The 20,257-nt window shown below is 52.1% G+C and carries 21 protein-coding genes and 1 tRNA gene; 18 read left to right on the forward strand and 4 right to left on the reverse strand.

Going from position 1 to position 20,257, the window contains the following annotated elements:
• The first annotated feature begins 4 nt into the window (after positions 1-4).
• The 3 genes from fliK to EYB48_RS13710 all read left to right on the forward strand — a co-directional run bounded on the left by fliK (position 5) and on the right by EYB48_RS13710 (position 2,324).
• On the forward strand, positions 5-1,120 hold the full coding sequence (gene fliK / locus EYB48_RS13700; RefSeq protein ID WP_162020931.1) for a flagellar hook-length control protein FliK: 1,116 nt from the start codon (positions 5-7) through the stop codon (positions 1,118-1,120).
• An 83-nt stretch (positions 1,121-1,203) separates the two neighbouring features.
• Positions 1,204-1,497 (forward strand): EscU/YscU/HrcU family type III secretion system export apparatus switch protein, encoded by a 294-nt coding sequence (locus tag EYB48_RS13705; RefSeq protein WP_162020932.1) that lies wholly within the window; start codon positions 1,204-1,206, stop codon positions 1,495-1,497.
• A 68-nt stretch (positions 1,498-1,565) separates the two neighbouring features.
• Complete coding sequence (locus tag EYB48_RS13710; protein WP_162020933.1) at positions 1,566-2,324, forward strand: flagellar brake protein; 759 nt, start codon at positions 1,566-1,568, stop codon at positions 2,322-2,324.
• Positions 2,325-2,359: 35 nt separating this feature from the next.
• On the opposite strand, the gene fliE is transcribed toward EYB48_RS13710, so the two are convergent.
• Positions 2,360-2,725 (reverse strand): flagellar hook-basal body complex protein FliE, encoded by a 366-nt coding sequence (gene fliE, locus EYB48_RS13715; protein WP_162020934.1) that lies wholly within the window; start codon positions 2,723-2,725, stop codon positions 2,360-2,362.
• A 367-nt stretch (positions 2,726-3,092) separates the two neighbouring features.
• Here fliE and fliF point away from each other — a divergent pair, with 367 nt between their 5' ends.
• The 14 genes from fliF to EYB48_RS13785 all read left to right on the forward strand — a co-directional run bounded on the left by fliF (position 3,093) and on the right by EYB48_RS13785 (position 15,798).
• Entirely contained in the window at positions 3,093-4,826 is a 1,734-nt protein-coding gene (gene fliF, locus EYB48_RS13720) for a flagellar basal-body MS-ring/collar protein FliF (protein ID WP_162020935.1), read from the forward strand.
• Positions 4,819-5,814, forward strand: a complete 996-nt coding sequence (fliG, locus tag EYB48_RS13725) for a flagellar motor switch protein FliG (RefSeq protein ID WP_162020936.1) — start codon at positions 4,819-4,821, stop codon at positions 5,812-5,814. Before fliF ends, fliG begins: the two co-directional genes overlap by 8 nt.
• A complete protein-coding gene (locus tag EYB48_RS13730) occupies positions 5,807-6,499 on the forward strand; it encodes a FliH/SctL family protein (RefSeq protein ID WP_162020937.1) in 693 nt (230 codons plus the stop codon). The genes fliG and EYB48_RS13730 overlap by 8 nt, the downstream gene beginning before the upstream one ends.
• 5 nt (positions 6,500-6,504) lie before the next feature.
• The gene (gene fliI / locus EYB48_RS13735) at positions 6,505-7,884 is read left to right on the forward strand and encodes a flagellar protein export ATPase FliI (protein ID WP_162020938.1); all 1,380 of its coding nucleotides are present in this window, start codon (positions 6,505-6,507) and stop codon (positions 7,882-7,884) included.
• A gap of 33 nt (positions 7,885-7,917) precedes the next feature.
• On the forward strand, positions 7,918-8,358 hold the full coding sequence (fliJ, locus tag EYB48_RS13740; RefSeq protein WP_162020939.1) for a flagellar export protein FliJ: 441 nt from the start codon (positions 7,918-7,920) through the stop codon (positions 8,356-8,358).
• A 24-nt stretch (positions 8,359-8,382) separates the two neighbouring features.
• On the forward strand, positions 8,383-9,750 hold the full coding sequence (locus EYB48_RS13745) for a flagellar hook-length control protein FliK (RefSeq protein WP_162020940.1): 1,368 nt from the start codon (positions 8,383-8,385) through the stop codon (positions 9,748-9,750).
• Between the two features lie 218 nt (positions 9,751-9,968).
• On the forward strand, positions 9,969-10,475 hold the full coding sequence (fliL, locus tag EYB48_RS13750) for a flagellar basal body-associated protein FliL (protein ID WP_162020941.1): 507 nt from the start codon (positions 9,969-9,971) through the stop codon (positions 10,473-10,475).
• A gap of 5 nt (positions 10,476-10,480) precedes the next feature.
• A complete protein-coding gene (gene fliM, locus EYB48_RS13755; protein ID WP_162020942.1) occupies positions 10,481-11,482 on the forward strand; it encodes a flagellar motor switch protein FliM in 1,002 nt (333 codons plus the stop codon).
• Positions 11,475-11,906 carry a flagellar motor switch protein FliN gene (gene fliN, locus EYB48_RS13760; RefSeq protein ID WP_162020943.1) on the forward strand — a complete coding sequence of 144 codons (432 nt, stop codon included), beginning with the start codon at positions 11,475-11,477 and terminating at the stop codon, positions 11,904-11,906. Before fliM ends, fliN begins: the two co-directional genes overlap by 8 nt.
• Positions 11,906-12,352 (forward strand): flagellar biosynthetic protein FliO, encoded by a 447-nt coding sequence (gene fliO, locus EYB48_RS13765; RefSeq protein WP_162020944.1) that lies wholly within the window; start codon positions 11,906-11,908, stop codon positions 12,350-12,352. The genes fliN and fliO overlap by 1 nt, the downstream gene beginning before the upstream one ends.
• Positions 12,353-12,358: 6 nt before the next feature.
• Positions 12,359-13,150 carry a flagellar type III secretion system pore protein FliP gene (gene fliP, locus EYB48_RS13770; protein ID WP_162020945.1) on the forward strand — a complete coding sequence of 264 codons (792 nt, stop codon included), beginning with the start codon at positions 12,359-12,361 and terminating at the stop codon, positions 13,148-13,150.
• 8 nt (positions 13,151-13,158) lie between these two features.
• A complete protein-coding gene (gene fliQ / locus EYB48_RS13775) occupies positions 13,159-13,428 on the forward strand; it encodes a flagellar biosynthesis protein FliQ (protein WP_162020946.1) in 270 nt (89 codons plus the stop codon).
• 17 nt (positions 13,429-13,445) lie between these two features.
• On the forward strand, positions 13,446-14,246 hold the full coding sequence (fliR, locus tag EYB48_RS13780) for a flagellar biosynthetic protein FliR (protein ID WP_162020947.1): 801 nt from the start codon (positions 13,446-13,448) through the stop codon (positions 14,244-14,246).
• Positions 14,247-14,253: 7 nt separating this feature from the next.
• On the forward strand, positions 14,254-15,798 hold the full coding sequence (locus tag EYB48_RS13785; protein ID WP_162020948.1) for an NAD(P)H-hydrate dehydratase: 1,545 nt from the start codon (positions 14,254-14,256) through the stop codon (positions 15,796-15,798).
• On the opposite strand, the gene cysE is transcribed toward EYB48_RS13785, so the two are convergent.
• The 3 genes from cysE to rnr all read right to left on the reverse strand — a co-directional run bounded on the left by cysE (position 15,795) and on the right by rnr (position 19,997).
• The gene (cysE, locus tag EYB48_RS13790; RefSeq protein ID WP_162021084.1) at positions 15,795-16,541 is read right to left on the reverse strand and encodes a serine O-acetyltransferase; all 747 of its coding nucleotides are present in this window, start codon (positions 16,539-16,541) and stop codon (positions 15,795-15,797) included. The two genes, EYB48_RS13785 and cysE, sit on opposite strands and share 4 nt — an antisense overlap.
• 94 nt (positions 16,542-16,635) lie before the next feature.
• Complete coding sequence (gene rlmB / locus EYB48_RS13795; RefSeq protein ID WP_162020949.1) at positions 16,636-17,376, reverse strand: 23S rRNA (guanosine(2251)-2'-O)-methyltransferase RlmB; 741 nt, start codon at positions 17,374-17,376, stop codon at positions 16,636-16,638.
• A gap of 167 nt (positions 17,377-17,543) precedes the next feature.
• Entirely contained in the window at positions 17,544-19,997 is a 2,454-nt protein-coding gene (gene rnr / locus EYB48_RS13800; protein ID WP_162020950.1) for a ribonuclease R, read from the reverse strand.
• A gap of 166 nt (positions 19,998-20,163) precedes the next feature.
• Between rnr and EYB48_RS13805 the strand changes: the two genes are divergently transcribed.
• A tRNA-Leu gene (locus EYB48_RS13805) sits at positions 20,164-20,248 on the forward strand.
• Positions 20,249-20,257 lie beyond the last annotated feature (9 nt).

Below are 20,257 nucleotides of genomic sequence, written 5' to 3' on the forward strand. Positions count from 1 at the left end.
CATCATGCCTGTGCGCCTCGACAGCTTGTACAAACCCATTTCCGCTGTCGAGGCGATCAGCTCTGCCCTGCCACTCAAAGCGGGCGATCAGAACACGTACCTCAAGTTTGCTCAACTGGCGCTGGGTCAGCCTTCTCAAGCCGAAGTACTCGGCACAAATGCCGATAAGCTAAGCACCATACGTATCGGTGATCTGAGCACGAGCTTAAGGCTGCCCGCCAGTTTTTCGGGTGCCGACAAACTCAGTTTTCGCTTACTGACGTTGACACCAACTATTCACATCAGCTTGCAAAATCCGGCTCAGCCGCTGGACATTGCACATTACACGCTGAATTTGCATGCTGACATCAACAGCCAACAAACGCAGTGGGTCAGAATCAGCCCTGAACAGCTGAGCGCAAGTCTGGGCTTACCCTTGGCGCAGACTGAAACCAGCAGCGTGACCCAACTCAGCCCGCTCAGTCAGATTTTGTTACGGCTGACGGACAAGGGAAAACCCATGTCCGGAGCAGAACTGCTTTCTGCACAGCCCTTGTTGAGCGATGCTCAGGACTTAGCCAAACCAGCTGCGTTGGCAGGGGTCATGGAAAAGGCAGTGTCACAAAGTGGTTTGTTTTATGAATCGCATATTGCAGCCTGGGCACAAGGACAGCTGGAACAGAAAGCACTGGAGGCTGAGCCTCAGCATAGCTTGCTGGCGGCTATTCCAAATACCAATGCTGAGCAAAGTGAATATACGGATACATTGAAGCAAATAATCCAGAATCAGTTACAACTGCTTGAGCAAGACAAGCTGCAATGGCGCGGCGAACTGTTTCCAGGCCAAAAGCTGGAATGGCAGATCACAAAAGACCCCCATCATCAGGCTGCTGCGGATACACCACAACCGGAAATTTGGCATACCCGCCTGCGCATGACATTGCCCGGACTAGGCGAGCTGGACGCAAAAATACAATTGCATCAGCAAACCGTACAGATCGCGATCTCTGCACCAGAATCTTCGGCATTGACACTCGCGGCAAATGAGAGCAGCTTAACGACTGCACTCGAAGCCGCTGGCATGAAGATATCCGGACTACAGGTATCAGGGGCAGTCGTGTCAGCACCTGAGAAACCTTAGTTTGCACGCTGGCGCCGGCCGCTCTACGCTCGCCACATCCTTTTGCTGGCGTAATTTAATGACAAAAGACTCACCGACACAACATGGATGATAAGTCCCATCACTTGCCGCTAAAAAATGCCGTTGCGCTGGCCTATCAGGAAGGTGAAGGTGCGCCCAAAGTTGTTGCTAAGGGCAAAGGACTGATTGCAGAACAGATCATACTCAAAGCCAGGGAGCACGGCGTACATGTGCATGAATCGAAAGAATTGACGAGTTTACTGATGCGGGTGGAGCTGGATCAGGATATTCCGCCAGAGCTGTATCGCGCAGTTGCAGAACTGCTCGCTTGGCTTTACCATATCGAAGCCGAAAAGTCAGGATTCAACAAAAAGTAAGATCTACCTGCACTGACTTCGCACTGACTTTTTTACGCATTCATTTTACTGACAATAACAACACAAATATGCAACTTACCCCCACTCTTGGGACAGAGAATCAAAGTCCCTATCAAGTTGAGTCCCGCAGGGAAATTATTTCACTGCTACGCGGGCTAAGTGACAGTAATCAGTTAATCAGCATGTTGATTAACGGGGGGGCAGAGGTTTTTATCACCTCTATTTTGCATATCGACGAGGCAGCCAATCTGGTGATCGTAGACAGTGCACCTGGTCAATTGGCGAACCAGCGGATAGCGGAAGCAAACCGTATCTCGTTTGAAGGCTTACTGGACAAGATAGGCATCCAGTTCTCCGCAAACAAAGTCAGCATTGCCAGCTTTGAGAACCGGCCTTCTCTGCAATTTCCTATTCCCGCCACATTGATACGCCTGCAAAGGCGCGAATATTACCGCATCAATACCCCGCTTTCTACACCGATCAAAGCCAACTTCCCGGTTGAAGTCGATGGCCGGATAGAAACGCTGAAGCTGACACTGGTAGACATCAGCTGTGGTGGCATTGCAGTACTGGATGAGAAAAAACTATTGGATGTAACGGTAGGCACGACCTACGATCATTGCAAAGTAGAGTTGCCGACTATCGGTCTGGTTGATGTGAGTCTGCAGGTCAGAAACTCTCAGGAATTGGTTTTGCTGAATGGAAAATCGAACCGCCGTGTAGGTTGCCAGTTCATCAACCTGTCCAATGCGGTACTGGCCAGCGTTCAACGTTACATTATGAAACTGGAGCGGGAGCGCAATTCCAAATTAACTGGCATACGCTGATACGCCCTCGCCTTTTCTGTCAATTTCGCGACCATTCAAATCTGCATACTCATGATGTCATGGTATGCAGTCACCAGTTTATTTCTGACCTGTACCGTAGTCTGAAACGAGATATTTGCTTTTTGCATAGAGATCATGACATCGGACAGGCTGACTTTATCGTCACCCAAAGCAAATTTACGCCCGAGCTCCTGGGAACTCATTTGCACCTCATTCACCTGATCGAGCGACGCCTTTAAGGCATCCGCGAAATCCAGTTTTTGTGGCGCTGTCGTTGCCGCCGCCCCTGTCGCGGCGCCAGCCTGATTCACACCAGCGCCAGCCTCCATTTTCGCCGCTGCATTACGCAACTGTGCCACCATTGCATCAATGCGGCTGCTATCTATGCCTGCGAGTTTCATATCAACTCCTTTATTCAATCTGTCAGCTTACTCCGCTTAATCAACTCCGCCACAGGCAGTCACCGGATTACTGCATAAGCACGCAACCGGTATCCACGATGCCGAGCTGCTTCGCTGAGCGTCATTAAAAGAATGTCCCAGGCAATAAGTTACCAGCTTCCGTCTGCCGCATATGCCAGAGTAAGCAGGGAAAATCCCCTTTATTCGGGACATCATTTTTTTTCGGTTAACGCAAAATAGCTAACAGAGAAAAACCATCTTGGTTTGGTGTGCGAAGCGTAAAACCGCTGCCATCAACCATCAACGCTTAAGCTGACGAGTATCATGTACCCACAATTTATTGATTTTGCCGCGGTTGGAGTAAAGTATGGCCACAGCTGACACACTGTTGAATCCGGAAGAGATCGCTGCCGAACCGCCACGCCTGTTCGGCATTCCGCAAACCCCGGGCATACGCATCGCGATGTTATCCGGCGGTGCCGCCCTGATCATAGCCATCATGGCCGGACTGTGGCTGTGGGGACAGCAACCTGAGTACAAGGTACTGTTTTCCAACTTTAATGACCGTGATGGCGGCGCCATTGTGGCATCGCTGCAGCAAATGAATGTGCCCTATAAGTATTCGGATGGCGGTAATGCGATCCTGGTACCTGCTGCACAAGTACATGATGCACGCCTGAAACTGGCGTCGCAGGGGCTGCCTAAAGGCGGAAATGTCGGCTTTGAACTGATGGAAAATCAAAAACTGGGCATTTCTCAGTTTCTGGAACAAGTCAATTTCCAACGCGCGCTCGAAGGTGAGCTGGCGCGCTCTATCCAGGCGGTCTCCTCCGTACAGGCGGCGCGCGTGCATCTGGCCATTCCTAAACAAAACGTCTTTATCCGCGACCAGCAAAAACCAACTGCGTCGGTATTGCTGAACCTCTACCCGGGACGCAATCTCGACCAGCAACAGGTCAGCGCGATTCTGCATCTGGTTGCCAGTAGCGTGCCGGAACTCTCTACCAAGAACGTCTCCATCGTGGATCAGAATGGCACCCTGCTGTCTGATATGAACCGCCAGGGTATAGGTGCCAACCTGGACCCATCCCAACTGAAATACGTACAGGAATACCAGCAAAACATTATCAAGCGGGTAGAATCCATCATCGCCCCTATCGTTGGTGCCAACAATGTGCATGCGGAAGCAACCGCCGATATCGACTTCTCGAAAAGCGAGCAGGCAGCGGAAAGCTATCGCCCTAACTCCCCACCGGAAGCGTCGACCATACGCAGCCAGCAATCCAGCGAGACCTTCAACAAAAACAATAATCCTTCCGGCGTTCCAGGCGCACTGACCAATCAGCCCCCGGTACCGGCAACCGCTCCTCTGGTTACCAGCACCACCACTGGCGCCAGCCAGGCTGCAGCAGCTGGCTTGGTACAGAAGGATTCCACCATTAACTACGAAGTCGACAAAACCATACGCTACACCCAGCAAGGCATGGGCGGTGTCAAGCGCCTGTCGGTTGCAGTCGTGGTCAACTACAAAAATGAAACCGACAAAAATGGCAAAGTCATCCCACGTGCGTTGACCGATGCAGAAAAAGCACAGATTACCGATCTCGCACGGGAAGCCATGGGCTTCAACAAGGAACGCGGAGATACTTTAAGCGTTGCCAATAGTCCGTTTGTAGGTCCAGATAAAGAAAACCTGATTGATGCACCACTCTGGAAGCAGCCGGAGAACATCCAGCTGGCCAAAGAACTAGGGCGTTACTTATTGCTTGCTGCAGTCATGGCTTACCTGTTCTTTGGCTACTTACGCCCTATCCTGTACAAGATCATGGGCAAAGACAAAGAGAAGGAAGAAGCCGAAGCCAAGGCAAAAGCAGAAGCCGAGGAAGCGGAACGCGTCGCCGAGGAAGAACGTATCGCCGAAGAAGCCGCAGCCGCAGAAGAAGACGGTGCCGTGGTTCAGCTTTCCAGCGAAGAAGAACAACAAGTTGCCGGCAAACAAGCTACTATTTATGAGATGAATCTGGAACTGGCCCGTGAACTGGCTAAATCCGATCCAAGAATCGTCGCTAACGTGATTAAAAAGTGGGTGAATAATGAGTGATGACGGCGTACAGAAAGCAGCCACTTTTATGCTGGCTCTGGGTGAGGATGGTGCGGCTGAAGTAATGAAATTTCTTGGCCCACGGGAAGTGCAGAAAATCGGTGCCGCGATGGCAACGATAGGCGCCATTCCGCATGAAAAAATTGCCAAGGTACTGGAAGAATTTAAAGCCGAAGCAGACGTCAGTTCGTCCGTTGGTCTGGATTCGGATGAGTATATCCGTAATGTACTGACCAAAGCGCTGGGCGACGACAAGGCATCGTCCCTGCTCAACCGCATCCTGGGTGGCAAAGACGCCAGCGGCATAGAAAGCCTGAAATGGATGGACTCGCCCTCAGTAGCGGATCTGATCAAGAATGAGCATCCGCAAATTATCGCGACCATACTGGTGCATCTGGAAAGCGATCAGGCTTGCGAGATTCTGAACAATTTCTCTGAACGCCTGCGTAATGATGTGGTGCTGAGGATCGCCACCCTGGATGGTATTCAGCCGACGGCGCTGCGCGAACTCAATGATGTACTGACCAAACTGCTGACTGGCAATGAAAGTCTGAAGAAAAAATCCATCGGTGGTGTGCGTGCTGCTGCCGAAATTCTGAACTTCATGAGTGGTGAAAACGAAGCCTCTGTGATGGACAATCTGCGGAAATACGATGGCGATATGGCAGAAAAAATCATGGATGAAATGTTCGTCTTCGATAACATCATGGACATTGACGACAAAGGCATACAAATGCTGCTGCGCGAAGTGCAGTCTGACTCGCTGATCGTGGCGCTAAAAGGTGCCAATCCGGATATGCGTGAAAAAATCTTCCGCAATATGTCGGCGCGTGCTGCTGAAATGATGCGTGAAGATCTGGAATCCAAAGGCCCGGTACGTCTGTCTGAAGTTGAAACGCAGCAGAAACAAATCCTGCTGGTGGTACGTCGCCTGGCCGATGAAGGTCAGATCATGCTGGGCTCTAAAGGCGATGACGCGTATGTCTAGTATTTTCCACAACCTCGATCCGGCCGCCTTCCGACCATGGGAGCTGACTTCGTTCGGGGATAAACATCCAAAAATAGAGCTGGAACCCATCCCGGCACCAGTTGTGGAAGTCCCGCTGGTTCCTATGTTGACAGAAGAAGAACTGGAAGCGGTGCGACAACAGGCGCGCCAGGAAGCTTATCAGGATGCATATCAAAGCGCATTCGAACAAGGACTGCTGGACGGCAAAGAGCAGGCCTATGCCGAATCCCGTACAGAGATGCAGCAGGAATTACAGCATTTACAAGAGCTGACCGCGAATTTCAGCGCACAGCTGCAACACATGGGCAAGGAAACCGGCAAAGATCTGCTGGCATTGGCCTTAGATCTGGCGCAAGCCATGCTCAGAAGTCAAATCGAGATGCGGCCGGATGTCATCTTACGTATCGCTGAAGATGCGATTGCTCAGCTGCCATCGCGCCAACAGGCAACCCAGATCCATGTCCATCCTGATGATGCAGCCCAAGTGCAGGAATTACTCACCCCTGCCCTGCAACAGATAGGCTGGCGCATAAGTCCCGACGAACAAATCACACGTGGTGGCTGCATGATAGAGACGCCGCAAAACGTGATTGATGCCAGTCTGGAAAACCGCTGGCAAAAACTGAGTGCACACATCACCGAGCAATTGCAGACACCGGACTGAAATAAATGGAAGCTACCCTGACCCATGAATGGCAATCGCTGCTGAAAACCAGCCAGTCCGGCATACGTCCGTCCGATGATCTGGTGATTGCCGGACGCGTCACCAAAGTGACCGGTCTGGTGATGGAAGCAGTTGGTTTGCGCCTGCCAGTCGGCAGCGCCTGCGCCATCCATCTGGCGAACGGATCACACATTGATGCGGAAGTCGTAGGCTTTGATGGTGATCGTCTGTTCCTGATGCCACATAGTGACCTGGATGGTGTGACGCCGGGTGCACCAGTCTATGCGGAAGTGTTGTCCGCAGCGCAGCAGGCGCAGCGCAGACCAAATGACCGCAGCCGCCAGTTACCGGTCGGCTATCAGTTGCTGGGTCGCGTGGTCGATGGCAATGGACGGCCGCTTGACACGCTGGGGCCACTCAATACCCAAGTCAGTGCGCCACTGGGAGCCAGAATTTACAACCCGCTTGAACGTGCGCCTATCAGCGACACACTGGATGTAGGCGTGCGCGCCATTAATAGCATGCTGAGTGTGGGTCGCGGACAAAGGCTGGGCTTATTCGCCGGTTCCGGCGTCGGTAAGAGTGTGCTGCTCGGCATGATGGCGCGCTATACCACGGCAGACGTGATCGTAGTCGGCCTGATCGGCGAACGGGGTCGCGAGGTCAAGGAATTTATTGAACAGATTCTGGGTGAAGAAGGTCTGGCACGCTCGGCAGTGGTCGCAGCGCCCGCAGATGCGCCGCCGCTATTACGTTTGCAAGGTGCTGCCTATGCCACCACCATCGCTGAGTTTTTCCGCGATCAGGGCCATAACGTCTTGTTGATTATGGATTCCCTGACCCGTTACGCCATGGCCCAACGTGAAATTGCGCTGGCGATCGGTGAGCCACCAGCGACCAAGGGCTATCCGCCATCCGTTTTCGCTAAACTGCCGGTACTGGTCGAGCGCGCAGGCAATGGCAAGGAAGGCGGCGGCTCTATTACCGCTTTCTATACCGTTTTGACTGAAGGCGATGATCAGCAAGATCCGATCGCGGACTCGGCCCGCGCGATTCTGGATGGCCATATCGTGCTCAACCGTACATTGGCAGAAGCAGGCCATTATCCGGCGATTGATATCGAACAATCGATCAGCCGCGCCATGCACAGCATCACCACACCTGAACATCAGCAATTATCGCGAAAGCTCAAGCAACTGTATTCGCGCTACGAACGCAGCCGGGATCTGATCAGCGTCGGCGCCTATGCGCCTGGCTCAGACCCTATGCTGGATGAAGCGATACGGCTACACCCACACATTACCGCATTTTTACAACAGAATATCCTGGAAAAATGCAGCATATCCGAGAGCTTAGCGGGACTTCAGGCTCTGTTTAACGCTTAGATTCTCCTGTGAGGCGACTATACTGAAATCATTATGGCAGCGAAGTCTCCACTACAAACTCTGATTGAAATTGCGGAACGTGATACCGATGAGGCGGCCAAGACGCTAGGGAAAGCGATACGCGCGCATGAAGATACCTTGAGCAAGCTGAACTTGCTGCTGCAATACCGGGATGATTACGATGCGAAATTCAGGGATGCCAGTGCGCGTGGTATCAATATTACGCAGTACGGCAACTTCATGAGTTTTCTGGCCAAACTGGATAGCGCGGTTGATGGCCAAAAGTTAGTGGTCAAAGACGCCGAGCGCAAAATTGAAATGGCAAAAATGAACTGGCAGGCCAACGAAAAAAAACGCTTGTCGTACAACACACTGGATAAGCGCGCTGAGTCCGTCCGACTGGCAAAAGAAAGTAAGCGGGACCAGAAACAGACCGATGACTTCGCTGCGCGCACTTATTTTTACAAACAATAATTTCAGTTCTGAGTGAGTAAGATCATGCAAACCACGAGTATTAAGCCATCAGCCGATTTCCTGCCAGCGAATACTGGCGGTGCAAATAAAAATGGCGCAGCGTTAACTTCCTCGTTTCAGCAACAATTGAAGCAAGAACTGGTGAGTCGTTCCTTAAAAAATCCGGATCCACAAGTGGTAGCAGCAAAAAGCCCCGCGCCAGTGACGGGCAACACCACTAACACGAACGCGACCCAGGCCGCGCACGAGGAAAAAGAAGAAGATAAGCCCATCGCAGCACCAAGCATGGATTTAGCTGCATTGTTACAGAATCTGCGTACTAAGCAGAGTGATAGTGAATCACCGCAGGCGAAAGCACAAGATAGCAAAATCAGTTCCGATGCTATTCATACCGAAAAAAGCGCGAATGCTGAGCCAGCCTCTGCACCTGTCACTACAGAACAATTAGCGCAGATCCTGGATACATTGAGCAGCAACGCCAACATCACTGACAAGGGCGAATCCAATGCAACTGCTGCAGACCAGGTTTTTAAGCTGGATACGACCGATCAGGCTGCAAAACCTGAGGTTGCACTGGCCAACGGAAATGCGGGTCTGAGCAAAGAAATGATGAGTAAAACTCAGCAGACTTCTGCGCCAGCAAAGCCTGCAGATATCAGACACGAATCAATCAAACCGGGTGCATTACCTGAAATAGAAACAGCACTGAACGAAAAGGTATCGGAGCGCGTCAGTGCAGATATTAAGCCGGATGAAAAATCAGCCGCCACGCTCAATGCACTTACACAGAAATCTGAGGAAAAGCTGTCATTTGCTAACTCTATGCGTGTCGCTATCAGCAAAGAACAGGAAAGCACTGCCCTCCCAGCCTCTGTAACCCAAGCCAGCCCGGGATTCGCATCCTATGTGCAGACGGAGCAAGCCGTCCGTCCAGTGCAAATTCCCATTGGCGTACATCAAACTGGCTGGGACAAAGCAATCGGTGAGCATGTGATCAGCATGGCGGCCAGCAAGCTGCAACAGGCAGAGCTGTCTCTGAATCCACCAGATCTGGGGCCGCTGAAAATCATACTCAGTCTGAATCAGGATCAGGCCAATGCGACTTTCATTACAGCCCAGCCTGAAGTCAGGCAGGCACTGGAAGCCTCTATGCCTAAGTTGCGCGACATGATGAATGATGCGGGTATGCAATTAGCGGGATTTAATGTGCAGACCCAGTCGTCGCCATCGGGGCAGGGACAAGGACAGGGACAACAGCAGGCAAGCTTCCAGCCGGAAAACAGCATACGCCGGAACTCTGAAATTGTGCGAAATGATGCAGAAACAACGCGTAGCACAACAACAGTTGGCAGAGCCAGAACCAATCCGGGAGCAGTAGATACCTTTGCCTGAGCAGCAAACTGGAAATATTGCCAGTGAAACAGGTAAAATAAGAACCTGAAGCGATACGCAGGCATACGAACCAGTCATCAGGAGCGGCAGCAAACAGTCAATGCCAGGATAAGCCTGAGCTAAGGGTGTTTCCCCCCTCTGTTTCACCGTTCACGCATGCCTTCGATATCGGATAATAGAGAAAATCGTGGCACGTCTTGCCAGATGAGAGGAAGAACATGGCGAAAGCTCCTGCGAAAGCAGCACCGGATCACGGTGAACCCGCTGCTGGCGGCAAATCAAAGAAAAAACTAATCATCATCATTGCTGCTGCAGTCGTTTTGCTGGCGGGTATAGGTGGTGGAGCTGCTTTCTTTTTGTCTAAAAAATCAGCCAATAAAGAAAAAGAACACAAAGTGGAAGCGGCCAAGCCACCGGTCTTCCTGCCTATGGAACCGTTTACCGTCAATCTGCAGTCGAATGAAGGCGATAAATATCTGCAGGTGACCATGACACTGCAGGTTGAAGGCCAGGATCAGGCTGACCTGATCAAAGCAAATATGCCGCAAGTGCGTAGCCGCCTGCTGTTACTGTTGTCGAGTAAAGAAGCCAGCGAAATCATTTCAACTGAGGGCAAAGAAAAACTGGTAGAAGAAATCGTTGAGAAAACTTCTCAGCCATTTACTCCTAAGGGCGATCCGCAAAAAGTCGGCGGTGTGTTCTTCACTTCATTTGTCGTTCAATAAGCATCATGTCAGACAATTTTCTCTCCCAGGAAGAAGTTGATGCCCTTTTAAAGGGTGTCACGGGAGATCAGGATGACTCCCTCTCTCAGGAGGACACCTCTGGTGTCCGCCCATACAATCTTGCCACGCAAGAGCGTATCGTGCGTGGCCGTATGCCGACGCTGGAGATCATCAATGAACGTTTCGCTCGTCTGTTACGCATAGGCTTATTCAATTTTTTACGTCGCAGTGCTGAGGTTTCCGTCGGCACAGTGCGCGTGTCGAAATACAGTGAATTCATCCGCAATCTGGTGGTGCCGACCAATCTGAACCTGGTGCACATGAAGCCTTTGCGCGGTACTTCGCTGATCGTGCTCGACCCGGGACTGGTATTTTTATTGGTGGACAATCTGTTTGGCGGTGATGGACGCTTCCATACCCGGGTCGAAGGTCGCGACTTTACACAGACAGAACAAAGGATTATTCACCGTATCCTGGAAATCATTTTTGAGACCTATTCCAAATCCTGGGAACCCGTATATCCGATTGAATTCGAATATATACGTTCAGAAATGAACACGCAGTTCGCTAACATTGCCACCCCGAACGAGGTAGTGGTGTCTACTACCTTCACGATAGAACTGGGGCCAGTCAGTGGCGAAATGCATATCTGCATGCCTTACTCGACGATAGAGCCTATCCGCGATGTACTGACCAGCAGCCTGCAAGGTGAAACGCTGGAAGTGGATAAACGCTGGGTGCGTCTGATGACGCAGCAGATACAGATTGCGGAAGTCGAACTGGTGGCAGATCTGGGCACTACCCGCGTCACACTGGGCGACATTCTGAACATGAAAGAGGGCGATGTGATACCGCTCAGCGTGCCGGAGATAGTCTCAGCTAAAGTAGACGGCACCCCGGTCATGGAATGTAAGTATGGTGTTTTTAATGGTCAATATGCCTTACGCGTGGAAAAGCTACTCAGCTCCAGCGTACAGGAAGTAGCACAAGGAGAAAATCATGGATGAAAGCGCAGACACACCCATCAGTGAAGACGATTGGGGCGCCGCCATTGCCGAACAGGAAAAGGCTGAAGCCGCAGCGGCAGCATCCAGCGCCGCACCAAAAGCAGAGCCCAGTGCCGCCATCTTCACCGAATTCAGCAATAAAGGCAGTGGCATAGAAACCCACAATGACATCGACTTTATCCTGGATATTCCGGTACAACTCACGGTTGAACTCGGACGCACCAAAATTGCGATTAAAAATTTGCTGCAATTGGCGCAAGGCTCGGTAGTTGAACTTGATGGCATGGCCGGTGAACCTATGGACGTGCTGGTCAACGGCTGCCTGATTGCCCAGGGCGAGGTGGTGGTGGTGAATGATAAGTTCGGTATTCGTCTGACCGATATCGTGACGCCTGCTGAACGCATCAGAAAACTCAATAAATAATGCAGAAACTGTCCCCTTCCCTGCTGTCAATCCTGATGCTGCCAACCCTGAGTCAGGCAGCCGACAATGCGGTTGTTGCGCCCACTACCGGTTTCCTGCAAATCATCCTGGCGCTGTTGTTTATTCTGGGCCTGATGTTCGCGGCCGCCTGGGCTTTTAAACGTATCACGCCAGTTGGTCAGCAAAACCGGCTGGCCTTGAAAATTGTAGGCGGACTCAATCTTGGTCAGCGCGAACGCATCCTGGTGGTTGAGATCGGCGATCAATGGATGGTACTCGGTGTCACCGCACACAGCATTAATCAGCTGGGCCAGGTCGCCAAACAGGAAGAGCTTTTACAGCATGGCAGCACTGACACGGGTGCCTTTCACAACTGGCTGCAAAAAACCATCGCTAAGCGGAATGAAACCAGCTCCGCTGCTGAGACCCGCCCACCGCAAACATAAATCTGCATGAAACTGCTACGCTATCCCGTACCACGCCTGAGTCTGTTTCTAAGTCTGTTTCTGAGTCTTTTTTCATTCTCATGCCTGCTACTCTTTCCGGACACGGTATTCGCCCAGAATAGTGGCGGGCTGCCAGCCATCAATTCCACACCGGCTGCCGGTGGCGGACAAAATTACTCATTGAGCCTGCAAACCCTGCTGTTCCTGACTTCTCTGAGTTTTTTACCCGCAGCTTTGCTGATGATGACCAGTTTTACCCGCATCATCATCGTGTTGTCGCTGTTACGTCAGGCGCTGGGTACTCAGTCTGCACCACCGAATCAAGTCATGGTCGGACTTGCCTTGTTTCTGACTTTATTTGTGATGGGACCGGTGCTGGACAAAGTTTATGCCGACGCCTATCAGCCTTTTTCTGAAAACAAAATCAGTATGTCTGAAGCTTTGGACAAAGGCGCTGCACCGCTCAAAGAGTTCATGCTGAAACAAACCCGCCAGACCGACCTGGCGTTGTACGTCAAATTGGCTAACATCCCCGAATTGCAAGGTCCGGAGCAGGTTCCGCTGCGCGTGCTGATTCCGGCTTTTGTCACCAGCGAATTAAAAACCGCATTTCAAATCAGCTTTGCGATCTTCATTCCTTTCCTGATCATCGACATGGTGGTGGCCAGTGTACTGATGTCTATGGGGATGATGATGGTCTCCCCTTCTATCGTCGCACTACCGTTTAAGCTGATGTTGTTTGTACTGGTTGATGGCTGGGCGCTGCTGATAGGCTCGCTGGCACAAAGTTTTTACTAGAGGAAGTCATGTCTCCAGATACCGTCATGAATATGGGCCGGCATGCGATGGAAGTCATGCTAATGGTGTCCGCGCCACTGCTGCTGGTGGCGCTGGCGATAGGCCTGGTAGTCAGTATTTTTCAGGCGGCTACCCAAATTAATGAAACCACTTTATCCTTCATCCCTAAACTGGTCGGTATCTTCGTCACACTGATCGTGGCTGGCCCATGGATGCTGTCCATACTGCTCGATTACATGCGCGAAATGCTGACCAGCATCGCCACCATGGCGGCCTGAGCTGACAGAGTGACAGGATGATTAACTTCTCCAGTCAGCAACTGATCGAGCTGATTACGGCTTTTATGTGGCCACTGACACGCATACTCGGCTTAATTGCTGTCGCTCCGCCATTCGGCAATAATGCGATCCCCATGCAAATTAAACTCATGCTGGGTGTGGCACTGGCCATGATCGTCGCACCCACGATAGGCAAGCTGCCGGGTGCTGATCCGCTGTCGCTGACTGGTATGTTGATACTGACTCAGCAATTCGTGATCGGCCTGGCCATGGGTTTCGTGATGCGCATCCTATTTGCCGGCATAGAAATGGCTGGCGAGGTCGCCGGCATGACGATGGGCCTGGGCTTTGCGACCTTCTTTGATCCGATGACGCAAGGGCGAAACTCAGCAATTTCGCAATTTCTGGTGCTCACCGCTACCTTATTATTTCTGGCGCTGAATGCGCATCTGGCCATGTTGTCGGCGCTGGTGGAAAGCTTCAGCACAATCCCTATTGCGAGCGATCTGAAATCAGGCTTCAGCATGTATCGGCTGGTGATCTGGGGTGAGCAGATCTTCATTACCGGCCTCAAGTTATCGCTACCCATCGTTGCCGCTCTGCTCATCACCAATATTGCACTGGGCATCCTGACCCGAGCAGCGCCACAACTGAACATTTTCGGCATAGGTTTTCCGATTACGATAGGGGTAGGTTTTCTGATGCTGACGCTGCTGATGCCTTATCTGGAAACGCCGATAGAAAAATTATTCCAGCAAGGTCTGAATGCTATGATGTATGGCGGAGATAAAGCCATCCCGCTGCCTAAACCGAAGTAAGGCCATCATGCAGGCAAAGCCTCAACAATCAGATCGTTTATTCAGCACCCAGCAAATCCAGACACTGGAGCGCCATGCCAAGGCCAACAGACACCGGCCGTCATTGATGGAATTAGCGGGCAAAGCGATCTTTAGGCAGACACTGGCACTCATCAAGCCGAGTCAAGGTCCAGTGCTGCTCATCGCCGGACCCGGCAATAATGGCGGTGACGCGCTGGAAGCAGCAGCGCACCTCAGTGCTGCTGGTTACACCACAGATCTGATCCGCTTAGGCCAGGATGCCGCCCGCTCACCGGAGGCACAACTTGCACTGAACAAGGCCTTACACGCCCCGATACAACAGCTGCCTGCCGATGTCTCCTTACCGCCTTCACCCGACCAGCCGCCCTATCAGTTAATCGTGGATGGCCTGTTCGGAATTGGCTTAAACAAGCCCATCACTGGTGCAGCAGCGCAACTGGTAGCCCGCATCAACAACTACACCGAGCAAACTGGCTGCCCATTGCTGGCCATCGATGTACCCAGTGGCTTACATGCCGAAACCGGCGCAATTGTCGGCGGCGCAGCTGGCTGCTGCATCGCCGCCACACATACTTTAAGCCTGATTGGCAACAAGCCCGGCTTACATACCGGTGATGGTAAGCAGCTTGCCGGTCAGGTATTGCTGGATGATTTACAACTTGCTGCTGTGGCCCACAGCGAGTACATGGCCTGCCTGTCTGATCCTGCGCAAATCGATTGCCATGCCTTGCCGCGTAAGGCTAATACCCATAAGGGAAGCTTTGGTGATGTGGCCATCATCGGTGCTGCGCCGGGTATGGCGGGCGCGGGCATCCTGGCTGCCAGAGCCGCGCTGTTTGCCGGTGCCGGGCGAATCTTTCTGGTACAGCCGGATGCCGAGCTCAAGCTGGATATGCTGCACCCGGAAATCATGTACAGGGATGCCAGGCAATTTGAGTTCAATAAGCAGGTGATTGTGATCGGCCCGGGTTTGGGGCAAGATCAGCTTGCGACAGATCTGCTACGTGCCGCCTTACAGCGTCCCTATCCCGTGGTGATCGATGCCGATGCGCTGAATCTGCTGGCGACCAAGCCCGAATTGGCAGCGCTACTCAAGACCAGAACCGCCCCCACCCTGCTCACGCCACATCCGCTGGAAGCCGCACGGCTGCTTGCTCTCAGCACTGAACAGGTGCAACAAAACCGTGCTATGGCAGCAAAAGAATTAGCACAGCGATTTGGCAGTCACATCATTTTAAAAGGTGCAGGCAGCATAGTCTGCGGCCCACAGGACATACATTACCGGATTAACCCCAGTGGCAATCCTGGTCTGGCTTCAGGCGGCACCGGCGATGTACTGGCTGGATTATGTGGCGCCCTGCTGGCGCAAGGTATGGAGGTGGGCGATGCCGCTGCACTCGCTTGCTGGGCGCATGGTGCGGCAGCCGATGAACTGGTGGCGGCAGGAAGCGGCCCAATAGGCTTGCATGCGAGCGAATTGCTGCCCGTCATACGCTCCTTACTGAACCGCATAGTAACTGGCCGGATTTAATCGACCAGGCTGTTAATCTGGTCGGGATTGAGCTTTTCGCACTCAGTAATTTCGTCTATGCGTATTCCTGCACAGGCAATCGCCTTAGTCAGTTGCTCGATCTGCTCCTGTTGTGACACCGCATGATCAATCAGTTTATGCAGCACCTTAGAAACCGGATCATCGCTGTTCGGCGTGACCCCATAAGCCGCAAATAATTGCGCACTGCCGGAATCTGCCGAGCCCGTCTCCTTCTTGATGACATGTGCAGGATTGCCGACTGCCGTTGCACCAGCCGGAACCGGCTTGACCACCACAGAGTTAGAACCTATCTTGGCACCGGCGCCGACAGTAAAACTACCAAGTACTTTGGCCCCCGCGCCGACGATGACGCCAGCCTCCAGTGTGGGATGACGTTTAGCACCGCGTGTCAGTGAAGTGCCGCCCAGCGTCACGCCCTGATAGATCGTGCAGTCATCGCCGACTTCAGCAGTTTCACCGATCACCACACCGAAACCATGATCGATAAACACGCGGCGACCTATCGTGGCGCCAGGGTGAATTTCGATAGCGGTCAGGATACGAGCCAGATGCGAGATAAAGCGGGCCAGCCATTTCAAACCACGCTGCCAGCACCAGTTAGCCCAGCGATGCATGAGTATCGCCTGAAAGCCCGGATAACAAGTCACCACATCCCAGGCATTACGGGCGGCGGGGTCTTTTTGTATGATACTGGCGATATCTTCGCGCAAACGGCTAAACATGGGACGGGGTAAGTTGGAGTGAAACAGGCAGGAATAGTAGCGCATCCTGAGAAAGTCCGCACGGCGCGGACTTTCCCGGTTCAGGGGCTGTTGATTACACTTTGACCGTGCGTTGACGGCGGGCTTCGTACAGACAAACACCGGACGCCACAGAGACGTTCAGACTTTCGACCGAGCCCAGCATAGGAATACTGACCAGATGATCGCAGGTTTCGCGCGTCAGGCGACGCATGCCCTCGCCTTCGGCACCCATGACCAAAGCGATACCACCCGTCATATCAACGTCGTAGATGGTTTTATCTACTTCATCCGCAGTGCCAATCAGCCAGATATCGCGCTCTTGCAATTCACGCAGAGTACGCGCGAGGTTAGTCACGGTAATATAAGGCACAGTCTCAGCAGCGCCACTGGCTACCTTAGCCACAGTCGCATTCAAACCGACTGCACGGTCTTTCGGTGCGATCACCGCATGTGCACCGACACCATCGGCCACACGCAGGCAGGCACCCAGATTATGCGGATCGGTCACGCCATCCAATACCAGCAACAAAGGCGGGCCCTCAATCGCATCCAGCAATTCATCCAGATTGCGCGCCAGAGACAATTCACCTGCTTTGGCAACGACACCCTGATGGCGACGGGTGCCGACCATATTGGAGAGACGCTGGTCATCTGCATGAATGATACGGATACCGGCCGCCTTCACAGACTGCAGCAAATCATTCATACGGCGATCATGCCGTTCAGCATCGACATACACTTCTTCCACCGAAGAAGCTTCGTGGCGAATACGGGAGGTCACGGCATGGAAGCCGAAAATCATTTTACTTTTCATAAACTCTTTTTTCTTAATTTTCTTAATGAAGACTGATGCAAGCTGTTACGGCCATTGAGTTCTGTCAATCGCGATACCACCTTACTGTATGTGAGGCATCCGTCTTTTTTACACCGACAGGGAGCACAGTCAGGTCAGTGACAGGACTGCAGCTCCCTGAGTTACCACTAGCGTCGCTTCCGTGAGGATTTAGACGCAGATTTGCTGACTGCTGCTTTCTTTTTGCGCGCAACCGGATTGGCTTTAGGTGCTCTGCCTGCAGGTGCAGAACGCGATTTGCGCACCTCCACAGGCTCAGCCGCATAAGCAGCTTTAGCTTTGGAGGGACGCTCAGATTTCTCTGCCGCTGGTCCTGACTTAGCCTTACCACGCACACCGGCAACACCTGCCTGCGAACCAGGCTGGACAATACTCAAGTCTATCTTGCGTGCATCCAGATCCACCCGGCTGACCTGTACTTTTACCTTGTCCATCAACTGGTAGCGCTTACCAGTACGCTCACCGCGCAATTCATGGCGCGCCTCGTCGTACTGGAAGTAATCCGTACCAAGCTCGGTGATATGCACCAGGCCTTCGATATAGATATCATCGAGCTGAACAAAAATACCGAACTGGGTGACACCGGAAATCGTACCGATAAACTCTTCACCCAGTTTGTTTTTGATGTAATAGCACTTCAGCCAGGCTTCCACATCGCGCGAAGCCTCATCGGCTCTGCGCTCATTGGCGGAGCAATGGGTGCCCAGCATATCCCAGATACCAGGATCTTTTTCCACCTTTTGCTTACCGGCCGCTTTATCCGCCTGCAATTGCTTACGCGCTGCATTCGAAATGGTGGTGTTCAGCAAAGTCGTATCTATCCCTTTAGGCTCGTAGGTCTTACCTTGCAGGATGGCCTTAATCGCGCGGTGCGTGAGCAAATCAGGATAGCGCCGGATCGGGCTGGTGAAATGGGCATAGGCTTCATACGACAAGCCGAAATGGCCGATATTATCCGGACTGTAGACCGCTTGCTGCATAGAGCGCAACAGCATAGTCTGCAACAAGGCAGCATCTGGCCTGCCCTTAACCTTTTCAAGCAAGGCTGCATAATCGCTGGCCTTAGGCGCATCACCACCACCCAGGAACAAGCCAACTTGCTTGAGGAAGTTTCTGACCTGCGTCAATTTCTCCTTAGTCGGTCCGGCATGAATACGGTAAGTACCGTGGTGCTTATAAGTTTCCAGCAAATTCGCGGCACACACGTTAGCGGCCAGCATGCATTCTTCGATGAGCTTATGCGCGTCATTTCTGGTGCGCGGAATAATTTTCTCTATCTTGCCCGCAGCATTGCAAACGATATAGGTTTCTGTGGTTTCGAAATCGATCGCACCACGCACATGACGCGCTTTTAGCAAGGCCTGAAATACTTCATATAAGTGGCTCAGGTGCGGCACCAGCGTCTGGCGTTTAGCAGCCTCAGGCCCCTTGGTATTACCCAGGATGGCTGCGACTTCAGTGTAAGTAAAGCGGGCTGCTGAATGGATCACTGCCGGGTAAAACTGATAGGCCTGAATCTCACCTTCTTTAGTGATCACCATATCGCATACCAGCGTCAGGCGATCCACATCCGGATTCAGTGAGCACAGACCATTAGACAGCTTTTCCGGCAGCATAGGAATCACGCGGCGCGGGAAATACACCGAGGTACTGCGCGCTAAAGCATCATGATCCAATGCATCATTAGGCTTCACATAGTGACTCACGTCTGCGATCGCAACAATCAGACGATAGCCTTTAGTACGACCTATTTTTACCGGCTCGCAATAGACTGCATCATCAAAATCACGTGCATCTTCACCGTCTATGGTAACCAAAGGCACATCGCGTAAATCAACACGTTCTGCCAGGTCTTTTGCCTGCACTTCTGAAGGCAATTTCGCGGCAACTTTTAACGCGGCATCAGAGAAGATATGCGGCACACCAAACTTGCGTACCGCAATTTCGATTTCCATGCCGGGGTCATCAATTTCACCCAGCACTTCAACTATCTTCCCTACCGCTTGCGCGTAACGGGTAGGCTGTTCGATTAATTCGACACTGACCACTTGTCCGGCTTTTACTTTTCCGGGTGCGGCAGCAAGCAGGATGTCCTGACTAAAGCGTTTGTCTTCAGGCGCGACTACCCATACGCCATTTTCATGCAGCAATCTGCCGATCACATGGGTATTAGCGCGCTCTGTAATTTCAAGGATCCCACCCTCAAGCCGGCCACGGCGATCGGTACCAACGATTTTGGCCATGACACGGTCGCCATGCAAGACTTTCTGCATTTCACGCTCAGGCAGGAACAAATCTTCACTGCCATCATCGGGGATCAGGAAGCCATAACCTTCACGGTGGCTACTGACCTTTCCCGAAATAAAACTGTCTTGATTAGCCAAAGTGTATTGGCCAGATTTACCCAGTTTGATTTGCCCGTCACGTTCCATTGCGTTCAGTCGTCGCGTCATGCCCTCGAACTCCTCTGGTTTTACATGCAGTTGATCCGCCAGCGCCTCAGCACTGAGCTTAGCCTTACTTGTACGAAGAATACCGAGAATTTCTTCCCGACTTGGAATGGGGTATAAATGTTTATTCAAATGTAATGAATTTCTAAAAATAAAATAAAATGCCTACAGCAACAATATACTGCAGTGCACACGGACAGTTTACCGGAGCAACGCTTTTTTACCTAACTATTCTTGCATTTTTCAATGGACTGCCTTGACATAAATTCCAATTAATCTATAATCGCGGTCTTCCGTTGCCCACGTGGCGGAATTGGTAGACGCGCATGGTTCAGGTCCATGTGCCGCGAGGTGTGGGGGTTCGAGTCCCTCCGTGGGCACCAAGATTGCTA

The organism is Cognatundibacterium crateris (genome assembly GCF_010078235.1).
Classification (GTDB): Bacteria; Pseudomonadota; Gammaproteobacteria; order Burkholderiales; family Burkholderiaceae_D; genus Undibacterium; species Undibacterium crateris.

Excerpts from the sequence above, each read along its gene's own strand:
- fliK (WP_162020931.1), top strand. The coding sequence starts at position 5 with ATGCCTGTGCGCCTCGACAGCTTGTACAAACCCATTTCCGCTGTCGAG.
- EYB48_RS13705 (WP_162020932.1), top strand. The coding sequence starts at position 1,204 with ATGGATGATAAGTCCCATCACTTGCCGCTAAAAAATGCCGTTGCGCTG.
- EYB48_RS13710 (WP_162020933.1), top strand. The coding sequence starts at position 1,566 with ATGCAACTTACCCCCACTCTTGGGACAGAGAATCAAAGTCCCTATCAA.
- fliE (WP_162020934.1), bottom strand. The coding sequence starts at position 2,725 with ATGAAACTCGCAGGCATAGATAGCAGCCGCATTGATGCAATGGTGGCA.
- fliF (WP_162020935.1), top strand. The coding sequence starts at position 3,093 with ATGGCCACAGCTGACACACTGTTGAATCCGGAAGAGATCGCTGCCGAA.
- fliG (WP_162020936.1), top strand. The coding sequence starts at position 4,819 with ATGAGTGATGACGGCGTACAGAAAGCAGCCACTTTTATGCTGGCTCTG.
- EYB48_RS13730 (WP_162020937.1), top strand. The coding sequence starts at position 5,807 with ATGTCTAGTATTTTCCACAACCTCGATCCGGCCGCCTTCCGACCATGG.
- fliI (WP_162020938.1), top strand. The coding sequence starts at position 6,505 with ATGGAAGCTACCCTGACCCATGAATGGCAATCGCTGCTGAAAACCAGC.
- fliJ (WP_162020939.1), top strand. The coding sequence starts at position 7,918 with ATGGCAGCGAAGTCTCCACTACAAACTCTGATTGAAATTGCGGAACGT.
- EYB48_RS13745 (WP_162020940.1), top strand. The coding sequence starts at position 8,383 with ATGCAAACCACGAGTATTAAGCCATCAGCCGATTTCCTGCCAGCGAAT.
- fliL (WP_162020941.1), top strand. The coding sequence starts at position 9,969 with ATGGCGAAAGCTCCTGCGAAAGCAGCACCGGATCACGGTGAACCCGCT.
- fliM (WP_162020942.1), top strand. The coding sequence starts at position 10,481 with ATGTCAGACAATTTTCTCTCCCAGGAAGAAGTTGATGCCCTTTTAAAG.
- fliN (WP_162020943.1), top strand. The coding sequence starts at position 11,475 with ATGGATGAAAGCGCAGACACACCCATCAGTGAAGACGATTGGGGCGCC.
- fliO (WP_162020944.1), top strand. The coding sequence starts at position 11,906 with ATGCAGAAACTGTCCCCTTCCCTGCTGTCAATCCTGATGCTGCCAACC.
- fliP (WP_162020945.1), top strand. The coding sequence starts at position 12,359 with ATGAAACTGCTACGCTATCCCGTACCACGCCTGAGTCTGTTTCTAAGT.
- fliQ (WP_162020946.1), top strand. The coding sequence starts at position 13,159 with ATGTCTCCAGATACCGTCATGAATATGGGCCGGCATGCGATGGAAGTC.
- fliR (WP_162020947.1), top strand. The coding sequence starts at position 13,446 with ATGATTAACTTCTCCAGTCAGCAACTGATCGAGCTGATTACGGCTTTT.
- EYB48_RS13785 (WP_162020948.1), top strand. The coding sequence starts at position 14,254 with ATGCAGGCAAAGCCTCAACAATCAGATCGTTTATTCAGCACCCAGCAA.
- cysE (WP_162021084.1), bottom strand. The coding sequence starts at position 16,541 with ATGTTTAGCCGTTTGCGCGAAGATATCGCCAGTATCATACAAAAAGAC.
- rlmB (WP_162020949.1), bottom strand. The coding sequence starts at position 17,376 with ATGAAAAGTAAAATGATTTTCGGCTTCCATGCCGTGACCTCCCGTATT.